The sequence below is a fragment of the Coleofasciculus sp. E2-BRE-01 genome, from assembly GCF_040221695.1.
Taxonomy (GTDB): domain Bacteria; phylum Cyanobacteriota; class Cyanobacteriia; order Cyanobacteriales; family Coleofasciculaceae; genus Coleofasciculus.
The window spans coordinates 57,261-74,430 of sequence record NZ_JAVKEA010000234.1; the positions used below are offsets into that span (position 1 = coordinate 57,261).

Below are 17,170 nucleotides of genomic sequence, written 5' to 3' on the forward strand. Positions count from 1 at the left end.
TAAACCCTTTTCTGTCTGCTCCATCAGCTCACCAGACCAAATTCGTTACTCATCTGTTGAGCTACCGCCGCCACCAACCGATCGGAATCATGCTTGAGCATCGGTAGTAATTCGATACAAGAACGGGGCGATGCGGCTTTCAAATAGGTTAAAACCGCTTCTCGGACAAAACCCGTGGGATGACGCAGACAGACTAACGTTGCTGCTGGTGTCAAACTGATATGACTCCCCCGCGCTAAATGGAAACAACAAGCCAGCGTCCAATCCGAGAGAAAATGACGGAACTCAATCAATCGTCGCAGGCGATCGCTGGGATTCATCGGTTGATAAGACACCAGTTCTTGCAAACATTCCAGCTTTTCGCCAAAGGAACGGCGATCAAACAGGGCTAAAAAAGCTTGCTTTTGGGGAATGTCTATGGTATTGTCTAGTATTTCTATCCCCATAGCAATATTAGATCGGGACTCAGATTGCAGATTAAAGGATGCCGCTTGAATTGCACCAACCGGATAAAGAAACTTCATCAGCAGAAAACAATTCTCCAGCAAATCCTTTTGCTGATCATTTAACGCTCGTCGCAGCAAATCTGCCTCCTGTCCACTGATCAGTTCTGGCTTCAAATCCACCAGAGCGGCATAAATCTGACCCAAAAACAGCAGTTCTTGCTCAATTAACGTCTCAATCCCACTCCGTCCCAACTGATCTAGCACCACATCGATTCCTTGCTCATTGGGAATTTTCAATAAGCTGCGGAGAATATTACGACGGCTGATCCCCCAACTCGTCATTAACTGTTGCACCAGATAGTTCAGGGTTTCGGGTGTGCCAATCTCCGCCAACGCCGTCCAAGCTTGTACCCGAACTAAATCCGGTTTATGGATATCTTCTGCCAACTCCAGCAGCAACGGAATGGCTTCATTCCCCAGACGTACCAACGCCATGCGAGCCGCTTCACGAGTCGATTTGTAATAAAGTCCTCGTACTAGCGATGGATAAGACTCTTCCAAATGAGTTGCCGCAATCACCTCTAATAAAGCGCAACGAACACGCAACGATTCATCTTTTAACAGATGAGGAATATAAACTCTCAAGGCTTGCAAATACTCTGCCTCTCCTAAGGCTCGTGTCCCCATAACTCGTTCTCGTTCCCGTTTTGAGTTCACCATTCGCCGCAGGATCTCTGTCGCTTCCGCCTTCTCTTGCGGGGTTCCCCGACGCAAGATAATCGCGGCGGCTGTGGCTCGCACCATCGGATCAACGGTTCCATGGAGATAAGGTTTAATCGTGTCAATATCCAATTCCGGTTGAGTCAACCAAACATAACGCAGCGCCAACGCCAACACTTCTGGCGGCGGTTTCTGCTCAATCAAGACTTGCACGTCCCGACAATAGGCGGGGTTGGGATACTCCAACATCGCCTCTAGACTCTGACACTGAAGCGCAATAGAAAGGCGAGGCAAAAGGGGAGCCAGTACCTCACCCACATTCGTGGGGTCAATCTGGGATAACAGTTGAATACAAGAGCGTTTATCCGCTTCCGTACCCGGTTGCTCTAAGGTTTCTATCACCGTTCGCTTGAACGCCTTTAAGTCAACATCAGAAAACCCTAAGCGTCCTTGTTCAGCGCTATCAACCAGCAAGGTAACGTAAGTCGAGCGCATCGACCAAGCACTCAGCAACCAGATTAGGGAGAAAAACACAATGGCAAGAATAAACATACCACTCTGCCATTGTTGAATTTGGGTTTCTGGCTGTCCTGGGAATAGGTGATGCAACAGCCAAATCCCAGCGAGCATACTTATGCCTGTAACACCCGTGGTTATGGGTTCTGCAATTCCCTGTACTCGGGTTTGCAGGGCATTACGAATTCCTTCGGGTATCGGTTGAAACAAGAACGGTTCAATGCCAGCAATTAAGGTATAGCGCAGGAGTTCGTCAATAAACCGCAGAAAAATTAGACCGACGAATAATCCGGTCACAAATCCGGGAATGGTAATGACTGCACCGAATAGCTTAATCACCACATCCAGTAAACCACTCAATGTGATTAAGCCCATAATCGCTAAGGACGCAGGTAGCATCATCGCCGCGACAAAGACGCCCAGACGTTCCACGGCGCGACTGGATAGGAACCACTGAGAGGTGAGTTCAAATATGCCGACAATCCCACTGAATAACCCCAAAAACCCAGCAATATCTGAGGCTTCTAAATTTGCCTCTAATTGACCCAGATATTGGAACTCTACCAGCAGATACAGGGCTTCACCGAGAATAAAAAAGGCAAATAACGGCACAATATAGCGTTGTAGATGTCCGGTCGTGCGGCGAACCACAAATTTCTGGTCATCGTCTTCCCAATCCCTTGTGGGTAAGTTAGGAAAGGCTTGCTGGTAGCGTTGGGTTAAATAAAACAAAGTGCCAGCGCCAACCATCATCATCAACGCCGCCACCACGAGAACGTTTTGAATTGTGCCGACAACCAACAGCAGCAGGGGTAAAGAAAAGCCGGAGATCACATCAGCCACTAAGAGTCCTGATGACACAATCGGATAGGTGCGCTTAATTTCCCGAATATTGAATAATTGATTCGCGGCAACTTGAGAGTTGAGATCATTGAGAACTTCGACCGCATCCATCCACAATCGCAACAGAAAAACGGTACCCAAGGCGATTAACCCGTTTAAATAGCTAAAGCCTAGGGTCAACCGTAAGATCAACAAGGGTACGCACGTTAGGAAAGCGACTGTGACCAAGACACCCCTCATCGGTACCCGTTCTTGTAGCCAAGAGTATAAGACACCTAGCCCAGACACCATCAGGGAGCTGGCGATATAAATGACGGGTAACCACCTCGCACCGTATTCGTCCAAGAACAGTGCTGTCGCACTATACTCAAACCAAAGCAGCCCAACTGAGGTAGCGGTGTAGAAGGCGAACATCAAAAAGGTGCGCTCGCCTTCTTCTGGACGAAGATTGACCCATTCTAGGATTCGCCGTACCCATTCATTTTGAATGCGAGTACGAGTTTGTAGTTTCATTTAGCAGTTTTTCCTTAGTCGTTAGTCCTGAGTCATTAGCTATAGTCCATAGCGGCTAACCCATGACTAATGACTAATGACCAATGAACCCAAGTCTTATTTTTTGGAAGAGAGTAGCATCATCATATTACGACCTTCCCGTTTGGGGGCTTGCTGCACTTCAGCAACGTCCTGTAAATCCGTTGCCATGCGCTTGAGCAAGTCTTCGGCTAAGTTGGCGTGCTGAATTTCTCGCCCCCGAAAGGTAATCGTGGCTTTAACTTTATCTCCTGATTTCAGAAAGCGCCTAGCGGCGTTGACACGCACCTGGTAGTCATGATCATCAATCTTATAGCGCATCTTGACTTCTTTAACGTCCGCCGTGTGTTGCTTCTTCCGGGCTTCGCGGGCTTTCTTCTCCTGTTCAAATTTGTATTTGCCGTAGTCCATGATGCGGCACACGGGCGGATCTGCCTTATCGCTAACCAAAACAAGATCCAATTCTTTTTCCTCAGCGATGCGTAAAGCCTCTTGAGGAGCAATGATTCCTAGCTGTGTGCCATCGGTATCAATCGCACGAATCTTAGGATAGCGGATTCTTTCGTTGATTTGGGGTAGATCGCGTTGGCGTCTTCTATCACTCACGGGTGTCTGCTTGAATTTCTAGTTGTTAAGGGTTGGATAAAAGTAAGCGGATTTTACTTGCCATTTTACTGACTCTGATCCAGTTTCTGTCCATCTTTTTAACGTAACTTCCAAATTGCCGGAGGATAGCAGAGAACCCTCGCGAGAGAGGGAATATTTGAAGCGTTTGTTAGTCCTGATTTTTCCTGGGTTATGGGGCATCTGCCGTAGAGAGTACCCTGAAGAAACCACTACAATAATAGGTAAGGAGTTGTAAACGTTTTTGAAGTTGAGGCATGGTGTGAATCCATCGGTATCGTGGCAGCAACGAGTCGGCAATCAACGAGACTGGGTTTGGCAAGGTTGGCAGACTCGTTACACTTATATTCGTCCACCGCAGTCTCACTCAACATTGACTCCTCCCGTTCTGCTGCTGCATGGATTTGGTACTTCCATCGGACATTGGCGTCATAACCTACCTGTACTGGGTCAGAACTACCCGGTTTATGCGCTAGATCTGTTGGGGTTTGGCAGTTCGCGTAAAGCTGGGACAACGTATACGATTGAGTTGTGGGTCAATCAAGTTTATGAATTCTGGCGAACCTTGATCCAACACCCCGTAGTGTTAGTGGGTAACTCAATCGGTTCACTGGTGGCTCTGAGCGCAGCCGCCACTCACCCGGAGATGGTTAAGGGACTTGCCTTAATTAATTTACCGGATTTTTCCCTGCGAGAAGAGGCACTTCCGACTTGGCTGAGACCTGTGGTATCAACAGTTGAGGGTCTAGTCGCGTCTCCTGTGGTTCTCCAAAGTCTTTTTTATCTGCTGCGACGCCCATCAATTGTCCAGAAATGGGCAGGTCTAGCTTATGCTAACCCCAGGGCTATTGATGCAGAATTAGTAGATATTTTGACACAACCAGCTCGCGATCGCGGGGCGGCGGCTACATTTAGTGCGCTGTTTAAAGCGATGACCTCATCTAAATTTGGTCCTCCGGTCAAATCGGTTTTGCCAACATTGGATAGTCCTATACTGTTAATTTGGGGGCGTCAAGACCGGATGATTCCTTCCCAGTTAGCCCAGCAGTTTGCCGCTCTCAACCCGAATATCAAGTTGATCGAGTTGGATAATGCGGGTCATTGTCCTCATGATGAATGCCCAGAACAGTTTAATCAGATGTTACTCGATTGGTTAGCTGGGATTTAGTTAAGTAGATAGGCACAATAAAAGTTAATGGCTCTGATCGTCATTTGTCATTTGTCATTCGTCATTTGTTGATTGTTCATGGTTCATCGGTAATCCTCTTCCCCAGCGCCCCCAGCTTCCCCAGCGCCCCCAGCTTCCCCAGCTCCTTCTGCTCCCCCAGCGCCCCCAGCGCCCCCAGCTCCCTCTGCTCCCCCAGCTCCCTCTGCTCCCCCAGCGCCCCCAGCTCCCCGCCTCCTGCACCTCTGGGTTAAGATCAAAGCGGAATGAGAAAAGTCTCCCGCTTGCATTGAACTATGAACAGCGCTAATTATACAGATACCTTAGACTGGACACCCGAAGCTAAGGCTAAACTCAAAAAAATACCGTATTTTGTGCGTACTCAAGCTCGACAACGGATTGAGCATTTAGCTCGTGAGGCTGATTTGGATGTCGTTACCGTAGATATTGTCGAGCAAGCTAGGATTGAGTTTGGTCAATAGGAACTAACGTTTACAAGCGGACGCAAGGAGAGCTGGTCATTCCCACAAGTTCATGACTTGTTGACAGGCGCGACACGTTAGAGTTGTCGCCGTAAAGGTTAGGACAGACTTATTACTTGTTAGAGTCCGCTAACTGTGGTTATTGCACCGATGCTCTAGAAAATCCCTAGATGTCTCAACTATTATATAGGCTTGTATTGCAGTTATTCTCATGCCATTGATAATCCTGGTTGTAGATGACAACCTAGGTACTCGTCTTTCTGTGAGCGATTACCTGGAAATGTCAGGCTATTCAGTTGTAACGGCAGAAGATGGTCAAGAGGCTCTGTCTCTGATTGACAAGTATCATCCTCACCTAATCGTCACCGATATCAATATGCCGAAATTGAATGGCTATGAACTTGTGCAACAAGTTCGGAAACGACCAGCTTTCCGCTTGTTACCTGTGGTTTTTTTAACGGAGCGCAGTAGTACTGAGGAGCGGATTAAGGGCTACCAGTTAGGATGTGACTTGTATTTGCCCAAACCCTTTGAAATGAAGGAATTGAGTGCTGTAATTCGGAATCTGCTGGAACGGTCTCAGATGATGCAAGCCGAATTGCGATTCTCTTCGACTGATACAGGACAATCACCCCCATCGCCGGAGACTCCGGATACTCTGCCAAAATCCGAATCAACTCCTCGTGCGATCGCCTCCCCCACCTCCCCATCCAATGTACTGCATCTGACTCAACGGGAACAACAGGTTTTAGACTTACTGACCACAGGGTTATCCAATAGCGAAATTGGGAACAAGCTACACCTGAGTCCTCGGACGATTGAAAAATACGTCAGCAGTCTCCTGAGAAAAACAGAAACCAGCAACCGAGCCGAAATTGTGCGTTTTGCCCTAGAAAATCATTTAGTGGATTGACTAAATCACTTTGCTATGATATGTATTTTCGTTGGCTGATTCATGATGGAAATCGCAGTATGAGCGGAGTCGTTCATTTCTGTCAATCAGTTGACCGAAAAATAGGGGGAGGCAAGAGGGGGTGGAACGCAAGCCCCTATCATTTTATGTACATAGATCCGCAGTACGGTATCACCAAGCTGATCAGAATCATGAAAGGGCGTTCCTCTCGATACCTCAGACAAGAATTCTCTTGGCTCAAGAGTCGAATTCCGACACTGTGGACAAACTCCTATTTCGTTGCCACTGTGGGTGGAGCACCATTGAAAGCGGTTAAAAAGTACATCCAGGCTCAAAAAAACAAATAACAATGCTAGTCGCTTATACCTACAAGCTATCTCCTTCTCGCCAACAGGTGTTGGTAATGGACAATCACTTGGAGATGTTGCGACTCCAGTACAATTTCAGAATCAGAGAACGTACCGAGGCTTACGAGCAGGTATCTGCTCCAGTTCTGGGAAACTACTGCAATTTGAGAACCCAAGCAGAATGCTGTCCACTCACTTGCAGTGTCAGCAAGAATGCCTTGTATGGCGACCCTTGGACTCCTAAAGGGAAAAAGAGGGGTGCATTAGCTCAACAGGATGCAGACCTACCCAATCTGAAGCGGGAACGCCCTTGGTACAAGTCAATCCAGCACCACGTTCTCCAGCAGATGCTGAGGAGAGTTGAGAACGCTTTCCATCGGTTCTTTAAGGGAGAAGGAGGATATCCCAAACCCAAGCGTAGAAGCAAGTATCGCTCATTCAGTTATCCACCGGGAGATGTGCGGTTTCAAGGGAATAAGGTGAGACTGCCAGGAATCGGCTGGTGCAGATTCTTTCAGTCTCGTTCGTTCCCAGATGGGTTTGCGACTCGGACGGTTACTCTCAGGAAGAAGGCGGACGGCTGGTACATCTGTGTCCAGCTAAGTGATCAAACAGTTCCTGAAACTCCAACACCTGATACTGCTCATACAGCAATCGGTGTGGATTTGGGGATTAAGAAACTCGCATCAGTTAGCACTGGAGACTTAATTGCCAATCCCCAGTTTGGGAAGAAGGGACAGCGCCGCCGTCAACTCCTATCTCGCAGGGCATCCCGGAAAAAGAAAGGTTCTGCCCGTCGTCGTCAAGCCTATTCAGCTCTAGCTCGACTAGAGCAACGAGTAGAACGACAACGAACAGACTACCACTGGAAGGTTGCCCACCAGTTAGTAGGTTCTGCCGACTGCATCATCTTTGAAGATCTCAATATCAAAGGAATGATGGCACGGTGCAAACCTAAAGTAGACCCGGAAACCGGGAAGTACCTGAAAAACTCTCAGGCACAAAAGCGGGGATTAAACCGAGCTATAGCGGATGCAGCTTGGGGCGAATTGAAACAGAAGGTCAAAGTTGTGGCTGCCAAGTCAGGCGTTCTGGTTCATGAAATCAACCCCAAGCATACATCCCAGGAGTGTAGTTGCTGTGGTTATGTCAGTCCAGCCAATAGGGATAAGGAGAAATTCCTCTGCGAATCCTGTGGCTGGATAGCTGATGCGGACATAGATGCAGCCGGTGTAATTAGACAACGAGGATTGTCTGAACTTGGAATCAATATTCCACTACCCGTAGTCCACGGGAAAGTTACGCTCAAGGAGCCTGTAAAAGACAGGGTACATCAGTTGGGTTGCTAACTGAGCCTGAGAACCCTCGAATGGAATGGGAACAACTCAGTCTATTTGAGTGGAGGGAGGAGTGAGTAATTACTCTTCAGAATCCCCCGCATTCCATGCGCGGGGAGTCTTCAACACATTGCCAACTGATCTAAGGCACAATAGTAGTAAGGGCTAGCTGGAGTTGCTAGGGATCAATTTGAAAGAATTGACAATTAGTAACTCTAACGCTAAAATACCGAATTCACACTGCTTTAGACCATGCTTCAAGACACTCGAACCATACGCTACTATCAGCAACTTACAGATGCTCTAGTTTTTATGTGGAACCGGGGATATCGCTTTGACGAACTGCGTTTGTACATTGATGGCTATCTTGATGCTCTTCGACATAGTAACGCTATAGAAGTTTATTTGATTCATCGCTTGGAGGAAGATGCTGTTCGTTATCTACGCGATCCCTCCAACTTTGAAGCCGTACCCTTACCAGAACCCGAAACTGATTACTATTAAACCTGGATGAGGTACTTCGGTGTGGGAGCTCTCCCTTCACCTGTGTCAACTTAAGCCACAATCCTTGCTAATCTCCGGTAGCTCCCAGACGCGCCGTGGCACGTCTCTACATTGTTCTTAGGGCTATATTAGCTTCAGTTTACGCTAATATACGGCTTGCGCTCCTACATTTGGATGTACACTCAACACGGAAAAACTACATAGATTGAAAAAGCCTGCTTAAGCAGGCTTTTTGGTTGATTTTGCGCTTTTTAGCTTAGAACGGGAAAGATGTCAAGATGCCAATGCCACTTCAACCATCTCCTGTAATTCGCCGTTCTGATAAAGCTCGATCATCACATCTGAGCCACCAATGAACTCGCCATTCACGTAAACTTGGGGAATCGTGGGCCAATTGGAATATTCCTTAATGCCTTGACGCACTTCCGGATCATCGAGAACATTCACGGTTGCGTAGGAAACACCCAAGGTATTCAGGATTTGGGCGACATTGTTGGAAAAACCACATTGGGGCATCAGTTTGGTGCCTTTCATAAACACCACAATTTTGTCCTGGTTGATGAGCTGGTCAATCCGTTCTTTAACTGCTGGCGTCATAGCTTTGCTGAAATGTTTTGTGTAGTTTTGTATGGGTCTAGTGTAGCGAGAGTTTATACAGCCTGACGGGTAGCTTGCCAAGATGCAGGGGTATAGGTTTTCAGCGCTAGGGCGTGAATGGCTTCGCTTGCCATTGCTTGCTGGAGAGCGCCGTAGACAAGCTGGTGCTGTTTTACCAAGCTTTTGCCTTCAAACTGGGAGGATACCACGATCGCTTGCAGATGATCACCACCGCCGGTTAAGTCTTGTACCTGTACCTGAGCATCAGGAAGTTCTGCTTTGATCATTGTCTCAACTTGCTCTGGACTAATCATACCCACTCCATTTTTCTTCAACGTTCTACATAATTAATTTAACGTTCTGGAGTCACGGATGAAGTCGGTTCGCTATTGCCAGAGGGGGGGAAGGGAGAACCAACGAATCCCAATTCAAAAAGCTGCTGATAAGCTTTTTTGCCCAAATCACGGGTGGGATTCTGAGAACGAATGATCTGAATCAGTAAGGGAACCGCTAATTCCGGTTGATCTTGGGCGCGATGTACCAACGCCAACTGATAGGTGGCTTCATCCCGCATTTCTGCTGTCTTGAGTGCGTTTTGCCGATGCTCATTGAAAATCCGGTTATCAATTCCCGAAAAACTTTCAGCCAACTGCTGATAGAAATTAGACAATTGGTTGAAAACTTGACGCGCCTGCTGAAGTTTTTGAGAGGCTAACGTATAGTCTTGAGCTTCAATGGCTTGATTTGCCTCTACCATTAACCGCTGTCCCCCCTGTAAACTCAGCAGGCTATCGTCCTGAGTTAAGGGGCGTAGCTCAGTAGAATCATCTGGCTCAGGCTGCATTTGGCTGACCTCTTCTGGAAGCGCAGCCGCTTGAGTTTGAGCGTGGGCGGGAGATAAGAGCGCCACACTCGTTGTGAAGGGAAAGGCAACAAGGCAGGTAAAGCCAAGGCTATGAATCGTTCCAGAAGAGATCATGTAAAAAATAGGGATAGTATTTTAACAAACACAGAAACCTTTGGGTATCTTACCATCGCCAGATGCGGCAAGGGGAGTCAGATGATGATCGCTAGACTTGGGGGCAAGGAATTTGCCGTCCATCACTAACCATCAGCGATGACCCGATTACCAGGCAGTGGGGCTGTCTAAACCAGCTAGACTGAAACAATACCCGGAAGGTTTCTTAGAAATCCGGAGTAATAGGATCAAGAAAAATAGTCATAATTTAATGATCTTGTACGATTGACGAGTAATCTATTCTAAACCATGATCCCGCATCCTGATTCTCTGCCAGATGATTCTCCTCAAACCACGCCGATTCCCGAAGAAAGCATCGGTCTGCTCCTGCAACGGGGCGGTGAAGAACTAGGATTACTCAAGGTGCGCGATCGCTTCACCCTTTGCTCCCCTGAAATCCCCGTCGAGCAGCTAGAACAAGCCCTGAGTATCCACCACCAGCGCCAAATTCCCCGCACTCAGCTAGCCGAATTTACGGTTGACGCCGAACACCGGGATGAGACAATGCAAGCGGCACGCGATCGCGAAGATGTTGTCTTTGCTAGTCATGTTTACCAACTCAAGGACGATCCAGCGACCTTCATTTACCTGGGCGATCAACTGACGATTCAATTTCACCCCGACACCGATGACGCCACAATCTCCGCCATTGAGACCGAATTTGGCTTAAAATCCGTGCGATCGCTCATTGGTATTCCCAACACCTTTATCTTTCAACTCACCCCGAATTCCCCAGAGAATCCGCTAAAAATAGCCAATCGACTGATCACACGCCCCGAAGTCTTAACCGCAGAACCCCAGATCATTGTTCCCAAACAGCCGAGCTACCATCCCCAAGACCCCTTATACCCTCAACAGTGGTATCTAAATCACAATGGTGGTTCAAATTTAGCCCCACGTTCTCATATTGACGTAGAAAAAGCCTGGGATATTACCCGGGGAAATCGCTCCATTGTCGTGGCATTAGCCGATGATGCCATTGATGTCAACCACCCCGATTTTCAAGGCACCGGAAAAATTGTTGCGCCCAAAGACTTTAAAGACAAAGACTTTATTCCGCTACCCAGTGGTTCTGGTGAAAGTCATGGCACCGCTTGTGCAGGGATTGCGGTGGCTGAAGAAAATGGTCAGGGTATTGTCGGTGTCGCACCTGGATGTGCGCTGATGCCCATTCGCACTAGTGGGTATCTGGATGACACGAGTATTGAAGAATTATTTGACTGGGCAATTGAAAATGACGCCAGCGTCGTTTCTTGTAGCTGGGGTGCGGCAACAGTTTACTTCCCCCTCTCCCTACGGCAACGGGCTGCCCTAACCCGTGCGGCGACTGAGGGACGCGGCGGGAAAGGTTGTGTGATCGTCTTTGCCGCCGGAAATGCCAATCGCCCCATCCATGGCACCATCTTTGAGCGCGGTTGGACAAATGAGTTACTGCGTGGACCAACCAACTGGCTCAGTGGTTTCGCCGTACATCCAGATGTGATTGCAGTTTCGGCTTGCACCAGCCTGAGCAAAAAAGCGGCATACAGTAACTGGGGGACGAATGTTGCCGTTTGCGCCCCCAGCAACAATGCTCCGCCAGGAATGTGGTTTGAAAAAACAGGTTTTATTAGCACGGCGCCCCAAGTGAATGCCCCCACGCCGGGTAATGGTGTCTTTACCACCGACTTACTTGGCGTGGCTGGGTATGAAGTCGGTGATTTTGTCAGAAGTTTTGGTGGCACATCGAGCGCCTGTCCCGTTGTCGCGGGTGTGGCGGCGCTGGTTCTCTCAGCCAATCCTGATCTGACGGCGGAACAAGTCAAACGCATCCTACAAGATACAGCCGACAAAATTGTAGACCGTGATGCGGATTCCCAGCTCGGTATGCGATTGGGGACTTATGATACGAATGGGTATTCCCAGTGGTTTGGTTATGGTAAGGTTAGTGCTGTTAAAGCCGTACAAGCTGCCCAAAAGCAACGAGTTCAAACGGCTAAGGTTGCCCAAGTCTTAAAACGACGCAATGATCACAACCTAGCTATTCCTGATAATAATTCCCGTGGTGTGACTAGCACACTTCAAATTACTGAATCTGGTTTAGTGCAAGATATCCAGGTGACGGTGGACATTGAACATGACTTTTTGGGAGATTTAGAAGTGGAGTTGAGATCACCCAAGGATCAGACTGTACTCTTACAAAGTCGTACATTGGGTGTCAATACTCAACTCCAATACACCTATTCGGTAGACAATACCCCTGCGCTTAAGTCGTTACTGAATCAGGATAGTTTTGGTCATTGGCAGTTGCGGGTCATCGATTCTGTGCCGACGGATACAGGGAGACTTAAAAGCTGGGAATTAGTTATCGGAATTTGAATTTGTCATTTGTCATTCGTCCTTTGTCATTTGTCATTTGTCATTCGTCCTTTGTCATTTATTAATCAGTAATCAGTTATCCAAGGAAAGATGGTGTAGCTTGCACTACCGCATTTCCAGCAGTTTATGACATAAGATACAATAATAACTGAATCGATATATTGAGCTTCAGGGAATAGTAGGCATCTACGTGAATGGGGTTATTTTTGCTACGGTAATGTGGCTACTCAGCCGAATGGTTATCGCGATCGCTATGTTGGTGATTGCGCCCTTATTGCCTGCGCCACCTGGGGGCATTCAACCGACAGTTAGTTGGGATGTCTTTTTGGCGTGGGATAGTTATTTTTATGAGGCGATAACGATCTCAGGGTATGACTATGTTAATGATGGTCAGGGACATAATGTGGCGTTCTTTCCCTTGTTTCCCTTATTGGTTCGGGCGGTAATGAGTGGGGGATTGCCCTTTAACGTAGGGGGGACTGTTGTCAATAATCTGGCATTTTGGGGGGCGCTCATTGTTCTCTATGCTTGGATGCAAGAGAGTCATGGACAGAAGGTTGCCCGCTGGACAACAGCGGTTTTAGCTTGGTGTCCTTTTTCTCTATTTGGCACGGTAATTTATACGGAGGGGTTATTTTTGTTGCTGAGTACAGCCGCTTTGCGAGCTTATGATCATAAACATTATGGTTGGTCAGCGTTATGGGGAGGATTAGCCAGTGCGACACGATTACCAGGAATCGCTCTATCTCCAGCATTTTGGCTGGTGGCTTGGCGAGAGAAAAGACCTGCGATCGCGTATCTTCCTAGTTTAGCCACCGCCGGGGGAGTGGGACTCTATAGCCTCTACTGCGGGATTCGTTTTGGGGACATGCTTGCCTTTTTAAGAGTGCAACAGGCATGGCAACCTGAACAAGCATTTTACGGACAGGGCTGGTTGAAGATGCTGGTGCAAATTTCCGCCGGGACAGCCAACTGGAATCGGGGTTGGCTTCATGATCCGTGGCATCCCTTGATTTTTGTTACGATTTGTGCATTAGGTTATTTATTATGGCGATCGCGTAGTCCTGGGGAGAATTCACAGAGTCGTGCCGAAGACTGTATTCCGCACTACACCCCACACCCGACACCCCACATCCGACACCCCGTCTTACACTCTCTTCAACCCTCCTGGCGATCGCACCTGAAACGGCTGTGTGTGGATAAAGGGTATGGCTTTTACCTTCTGGGAATTCTCCTGTGGCTTTTAGCCGGAGATCCGCTAATTAATATGATTATGGTTTGGGGGGGTGGCTATTTACTCGTGCGACAGCGAACAAAGCTTAGACCTGTTACCGTCATCTATGGCTTGTGCAGCTTAGCCGTAATTTTAAGCCCAGGTCGCACCATTTCGGCTGAACGCCATGCGTATGGTATTGTATCCATTGCGATCGCCTTAGGTCTGTTGCTGGCTCGTTATCGCCGATGGGGATGGGCAACACTCCTATTTTTCACTCTAGTATTGCTCAGCTTCGCCGTTCGATTTTCCCAGCACCTTTGGGTGGCTTAGATTTTAGATTGGAAGAATGTCAGCCGGGTCGTGTATAAATGATGTTATTATAATCAGCGAGGTTTATATTCGGCTGTATCGTTTGTTTTGATTTACGGACAGGCATGTCTCCGAATCATAAGTCTCTACATTCATTGGTTTTGGAGATACTCTATGTCAATTTACATTGGTAACCTGTCCTACGATGCTACGGAAGAAGACATCACCAGCATTTTTGCTGAATACGGGACAGTAAAGCGGGTTCAGTTACCAACGGATCGGGAAACAGGTCGGATGCGCGGCTTCGGTTTTGTGGAAATGGACTCAGAAGCTGAAGAATCTGCCGCTATTGATGCTCTAGACGGTGCTGAATGGATGGGTCGGGATTTGAAAGTGAATAAAGCTAAACCTCGTGAGCCTCGGGGTCAAGGAGGCGGTGGTCGTCGCGGCGGCGGCAACCGGGATGGATTCTCTCGACGTTACTAAACCAGAATAATGCGGCTGCAATCAGCTAATTCATGGTGGTGTTTCTCAATGTCTCCTAGATGCTGGACTATCGAGTCAACAACCCGTCGCTAAGTCTAAGGGTTGTAGCGAGGGCTTAGAAAAGTCTGTGTTGACCCGGCTAGGTTTTGCTAGCAGCCTTTATCGAGAAGTAGAGACGCGCCACGGCGCGTCTGTACGTACCTGGGAATGCGCTGGAATTGACCCGTTGAGAGGTAGTTCCAATCGGCGGAAACTGAACAGTTAAACTAAACAGGTAAAGAGCAGGTTAAGAAGAATGATATTGGGCAAGTAGCGCTCGATAACAACTTCAAGGCTCACTTTCACCGGAATAATTCGACTTTAAGTTTAGGCGCAAGCCAACCCATAAGCGTACAGGCTAAAAGCACGAGTCTGCAACTGGCACCGATGAAAGGCGAAGACAATATGTCTTCCCGTCGTTAACAAGTCTAAGGCAGTAGGGATTTTCCAATTTTCTTTGGCTCAATAGAAGCAATCGGTTTTGTCTTGCGTTCCTCTTCTACGTTCATATTTTAAATTCTACGTTCATAGTCAATGACTGCCGCTTACGAGAGTTGAAGCGGCAGCTTGGAAGAATCAGATTCCAACTTGAAGATTGGAGGAGGAGTTTAGGCATTTCTGCTAGATGTTGTCAGGTATTGAGCAATTCACTCAAGCTAAGGAGGAAATAAAATGGCACAGGTGACTGTCGGTGAACATGAAGGGATCGAGTCAGCCCTCCGCCGATTTAAACAAGCTGTCTCCAAGGCGGGAATTTTTCCCGATATGAAGAAACATCGCCACTTTGAAACGCCGATTCAAAAACGTAAACGTAAAGCCATTGCTAGGCATAAGCAACTGCGGCGGCTTTCTCGTTATCGCAAAAAACGTTTTTAACATAAATTCGCGGAAATAAACCCCCATCCGTCTATACGGTGGGTATGGATAGCGAGTAAAAATACGGGTTCGATACCCTCTATTTTGACATTTTTTATTAGTAGACACCTGTATTTTCTAGGTGTTACACTAATAGCAACTCTCCTAGGTCTACATGGTAAGGCATGGGAGTCAAGATGGTTGAGCCAGGTGTTATAGAGATGTAGTCCTTGCGCGTGAACTTTCCTCGACCACCGTTTGCTTTTATAGCATTCTCCAAAAGAATAGCGCAAGATGTCTAACGACATTATTCGGTTAGAACTCTAACCATAAACCGCGAAAACCAAGCGGACTAACAAAACACTACTGCCTGTGGAAGACGGGCGGCTGCCTGTTGACGCTGAGTAAGACCATTACCAGATTGACCCTTCGACTACCCTCAGGGTCAACACCGAGCGTAGTCGAGGTGTTGAGTTCTGGACTTTCTACTTTTAGAAATTAGAAAGTACCCAACGTGGCATCGGCGGATGAAGCGGGAAATCCCAAAGACGAATAAGACCGTCCTTGTTTGCTAGTTGGAAGCCCCAAATAAGAGCGAAGCAAGTTGGGGTACTTCATGTGTTCACTCTTATGCAGTAATCATGACTCCAGAAGCTATACGCACAGTTTCTCAGCTAAGGCAAGAGTTCTACGATCGATTTGCCGCAAAGATGAACGTGCCAGTGAAGATTACAACCCGCAATTCATCAACGGGTAATCTGCCAATGGCATCTTGGATCGATGATCGGCAACGCATGAATTATTTGTGTATTTATGTTCACACAGCCCCTGATGAATTACTCCCGGAACGACCCTTTATTTTGCGTGTGTCTATTAATAAAGGAGCAGGTATCATTCAATCGAGGCTGTGGGGACGAGATTGCCGGGGAATTAATCAAAGCTGGCACTTTGACCTAACGCTATTACCTGAGGAAATTTTAGACTTTTGTACTTGGATCGTTAGGTTAATTAAATTTCATCGGCAAGGTGGTGTTCTGGATGTCCCTGAACCTCCTCATCCATTTGATTTTAAAATGTCTACTGGCAATTTGCTAGTTAATGAGGCTTGGACTCAGAAAGCGCGGCAGGAAATTAGAGTGGGTCATTAATAGGGAACGGGGAACGGGCAACAGGGAACAGTGCAAGTAGGGCTTTGGGTTTTAATTTGTGGATAAAAATAAGTTAAAAATAAAGTGATGCAGGAGAGGATAAGTTGGACAAGGAGCATCTATCCGCTGAAGCAAAGGCGATACGCGATCGCTTGTTTGGATGGGATAGTCCCACTCAAGCGCAACTCGAAGAAATTGCCACCGTTGAATACCTGTGGGGACGGCTGCTAGATACTATATTGGAAAGTTGTCCAGATAACCGAGAACGTGATCAGGTAATTGTCCACCTAGAGAGTGTGCGGGAATGGATGCGAAAGTCAATTATTCGGGGAGAGGACAGGAAGTAGGTGGAGAAATTCAAGTTAATGGCGAGGAGCGTCATACTTAAGGGAGCTTGATCTGAGGGTTAACTAACAGTCGGTAAATATCTAGACAATTAGTGACATAACTAGACATTTTCTCGGATATAATCAGGAAATGTCTAGTTTACCCCCCAACAAGCAGCTACTCGACTTTGTGTGACGGTCTTGCAGGTTGCACCGATGGGAACTCAACGGCTGGCTGATGAGCTTCTCGGACGGCTGGTAGTCCGGAGTCGATATGATATTGTTGACTTAATTGGTACATAAGGGAGTCGAAGTCATAAGCACAAAAAAAATAGTGACCGAACTGAGGGAGGTAGCCAAAAAGCGATGACGACGATAACTTATTGCAAA

The 17,170-nt window shown here is 47.5% G+C and carries 17 protein-coding genes and 1 pseudogene; 12 read left to right on the plus strand and 6 right to left on the minus strand.

Going from position 1 to position 17,170, the window contains the following annotated elements:
* Positions 1-23: 23 nt before the first annotated feature.
* Positions 24-3,038 carry a HEAT repeat domain-containing protein gene (locus RIG66_RS32075; protein ID WP_446383912.1) on the minus strand — a complete coding sequence of 1,005 codons (3,015 nt, stop codon included), beginning with the start codon at positions 3,036-3,038 and terminating at the stop codon, positions 24-26.
* A gap of 96 nt (positions 3,039-3,134) precedes the next feature.
* Positions 3,135-3,662 (minus strand): translation initiation factor IF-3, encoded by a 528-nt coding sequence (infC, locus tag RIG66_RS32080; protein ID WP_006098862.1) that lies wholly within the window; start codon positions 3,660-3,662, stop codon positions 3,135-3,137.
* A gap of 280 nt (positions 3,663-3,942) precedes the next feature.
* On the opposite strand from infC, the gene RIG66_RS32085 reads away from it, so the two are divergent.
* The gene (locus tag RIG66_RS32085) at positions 3,943-4,848 is read left to right on the plus strand and encodes an alpha/beta fold hydrolase (protein ID WP_446383914.1); all 906 of its coding nucleotides are present in this window, start codon (positions 3,943-3,945) and stop codon (positions 4,846-4,848) included.
* Between the two features lie 83 nt (positions 4,849-4,931).
* On the opposite strand, the gene RIG66_RS32090 is transcribed toward RIG66_RS32085, so the two are convergent.
* On the minus strand, positions 4,932-5,135 hold the full coding sequence (locus RIG66_RS32090) for a hypothetical protein (RefSeq protein WP_446383916.1): 204 nt from the start codon (positions 5,133-5,135) through the stop codon (positions 4,932-4,934).
* 6 nt (positions 5,136-5,141) lie between these two features.
* On the opposite strand from RIG66_RS32090, the gene RIG66_RS32095 reads away from it, so the two are divergent.
* The 5 genes and pseudogenes from RIG66_RS32095 to RIG66_RS32115 all read left to right on the plus strand — a co-directional run bounded on the left by RIG66_RS32095 (position 5,142) and on the right by RIG66_RS32115 (position 8,428).
* Complete coding sequence (locus RIG66_RS32095) at positions 5,142-5,327, plus strand: PCP reductase family protein (protein WP_006099000.1); 186 nt, start codon at positions 5,142-5,144, stop codon at positions 5,325-5,327.
* 211 nt (positions 5,328-5,538) lie between these two features.
* Positions 5,539-6,240, plus strand: a complete 702-nt coding sequence (locus tag RIG66_RS32100; RefSeq protein WP_446373896.1) for a response regulator transcription factor — start codon at positions 5,539-5,541, stop codon at positions 6,238-6,240.
* A gap of 152 nt (positions 6,241-6,392) precedes the next feature.
* Positions 6,393-6,587: pseudogene (gene tnpA / locus RIG66_RS32105) on the plus strand (IS200/IS605 family transposase); the annotation flags it as partial.
* A 2-nt stretch (positions 6,588-6,589) separates the two neighbouring features.
* Entirely contained in the window at positions 6,590-7,936 is a 1,347-nt protein-coding gene (locus RIG66_RS32110) for an RNA-guided endonuclease InsQ/TnpB family protein (protein ID WP_446383918.1), read from the plus strand.
* A 240-nt stretch (positions 7,937-8,176) separates the two neighbouring features.
* Positions 8,177-8,428: a DUF6761 family protein gene (locus RIG66_RS32115; RefSeq protein ID WP_446341458.1), complete on the plus strand. Its 252-nt coding sequence runs from the start codon at positions 8,177-8,179 to the stop codon at positions 8,426-8,428.
* A gap of 273 nt (positions 8,429-8,701) precedes the next feature.
* Here the strand turns inward: RIG66_RS32115 and grxD are convergent, their stop codons facing one another.
* The 3 genes from grxD to RIG66_RS32130 are packed head-to-tail and all read right to left on the minus strand — an operon-like array spanning position 8,702 to position 10,004.
* The gene (gene grxD, locus RIG66_RS32120; protein WP_446383920.1) at positions 8,702-9,025 is read right to left on the minus strand and encodes a Grx4 family monothiol glutaredoxin; all 324 of its coding nucleotides are present in this window, start codon (positions 9,023-9,025) and stop codon (positions 8,702-8,704) included.
* A gap of 53 nt (positions 9,026-9,078) precedes the next feature.
* The gene (locus RIG66_RS32125) at positions 9,079-9,339 is read right to left on the minus strand and encodes a BolA family protein (protein ID WP_044205138.1); all 261 of its coding nucleotides are present in this window, start codon (positions 9,337-9,339) and stop codon (positions 9,079-9,081) included.
* Between the two features lie 38 nt (positions 9,340-9,377).
* Positions 9,378-10,004: a hypothetical protein gene (locus tag RIG66_RS32130; RefSeq protein ID WP_006098801.1), complete on the minus strand. Its 627-nt coding sequence runs from the start codon at positions 10,002-10,004 to the stop codon at positions 9,378-9,380.
* Positions 10,005-10,292: 288 nt separating this feature from the next.
* Between RIG66_RS32130 and RIG66_RS32135 the strand changes: the two genes are divergently transcribed.
* The 6 genes from RIG66_RS32135 (at position 10,293) to RIG66_RS32160 (ending at position 16,801) form a co-directional block, all read left to right on the plus strand.
* Positions 10,293-12,401 carry a S8 family serine peptidase gene (locus RIG66_RS32135; RefSeq protein ID WP_446383922.1) on the plus strand — a complete coding sequence of 703 codons (2,109 nt, stop codon included), beginning with the start codon at positions 10,293-10,295 and terminating at the stop codon, positions 12,399-12,401.
* Between the two features lie 190 nt (positions 12,402-12,591).
* Positions 12,592-13,947: a mannosyltransferase family protein gene (locus RIG66_RS32140; protein WP_446383924.1), complete on the plus strand. Its 1,356-nt coding sequence runs from the start codon at positions 12,592-12,594 to the stop codon at positions 13,945-13,947.
* Positions 13,948-14,100: 153 nt separating this feature from the next.
* On the plus strand, positions 14,101-14,412 hold the full coding sequence (locus RIG66_RS32145; protein ID WP_006098827.1) for an RNA recognition motif domain-containing protein: 312 nt from the start codon (positions 14,101-14,103) through the stop codon (positions 14,410-14,412).
* Between the two features lie 711 nt (positions 14,413-15,123).
* On the plus strand, positions 15,124-15,327 hold the full coding sequence (rpsU, locus tag RIG66_RS32150) for a 30S ribosomal protein S21 (protein ID WP_006099092.1): 204 nt from the start codon (positions 15,124-15,126) through the stop codon (positions 15,325-15,327).
* Between the two features lie 620 nt (positions 15,328-15,947).
* Positions 15,948-16,454, plus strand: coding sequence for a hypothetical protein (locus RIG66_RS32155; RefSeq protein WP_006099034.1), 507 nt, complete (start codon positions 15,948-15,950; stop codon positions 16,452-16,454).
* Positions 16,455-16,558: 104 nt separating this feature from the next.
* Positions 16,559-16,801 (plus strand): hypothetical protein, encoded by a 243-nt coding sequence (locus tag RIG66_RS32160; protein ID WP_446383926.1) that lies wholly within the window; start codon positions 16,559-16,561, stop codon positions 16,799-16,801.
* Positions 16,802-17,170: the final 369 nt, after the last annotated feature.

What these genes read in the sequence shown, in the direction of transcription:
- RIG66_RS32090 (WP_446383916.1), bottom strand. Translation starts at nt 5,135, where the DNA reads ATGCAAGCGGGAGACTTTTCTCATTCCGCTTTGATCTTAACCCAGAGG.
- RIG66_RS32135 (WP_446383922.1), top strand. Translation starts at nt 10,293, where the DNA reads ATGATCCCGCATCCTGATTCTCTGCCAGATGATTCTCCTCAAACCACG.
- RIG66_RS32100 (WP_446373896.1), top strand. Translation starts at nt 5,539, where the DNA reads ATGCCATTGATAATCCTGGTTGTAGATGACAACCTAGGTACTCGTCTT.
- grxD (WP_446383920.1), bottom strand. Translation starts at nt 9,025, where the DNA reads ATGACGCCAGCAGTTAAAGAACGGATTGACCAGCTCATCAACCAGGAC.
- RIG66_RS32130 (WP_006098801.1), bottom strand. Translation starts at nt 10,004, where the DNA reads ATGATCTCTTCTGGAACGATTCATAGCCTTGGCTTTACCTGCCTTGTT.
- RIG66_RS32115 (WP_446341458.1), top strand. Translation starts at nt 8,177, where the DNA reads ATGCTTCAAGACACTCGAACCATACGCTACTATCAGCAACTTACAGAT.
- RIG66_RS32155 (WP_006099034.1), top strand. Translation starts at nt 15,948, where the DNA reads ATGACTCCAGAAGCTATACGCACAGTTTCTCAGCTAAGGCAAGAGTTC.
- RIG66_RS32125 (WP_044205138.1), bottom strand. Translation starts at nt 9,339, where the DNA reads ATGATTAGTCCAGAGCAAGTTGAGACAATGATCAAAGCAGAACTTCCT.
- rpsU (WP_006099092.1), top strand. Translation starts at nt 15,124, where the DNA reads ATGGCACAGGTGACTGTCGGTGAACATGAAGGGATCGAGTCAGCCCTC.
- RIG66_RS32095 (WP_006099000.1), top strand. Translation starts at nt 5,142, where the DNA reads ATGAACAGCGCTAATTATACAGATACCTTAGACTGGACACCCGAAGCT.
- RIG66_RS32110 (WP_446383918.1), top strand. Translation starts at nt 6,590, where the DNA reads ATGCTAGTCGCTTATACCTACAAGCTATCTCCTTCTCGCCAACAGGTG.
- RIG66_RS32145 (WP_006098827.1), top strand. Translation starts at nt 14,101, where the DNA reads ATGTCAATTTACATTGGTAACCTGTCCTACGATGCTACGGAAGAAGAC.
- RIG66_RS32075 (WP_446383912.1), bottom strand. Translation starts at nt 3,038, where the DNA reads ATGAAACTACAAACTCGTACTCGCATTCAAAATGAATGGGTACGGCGA.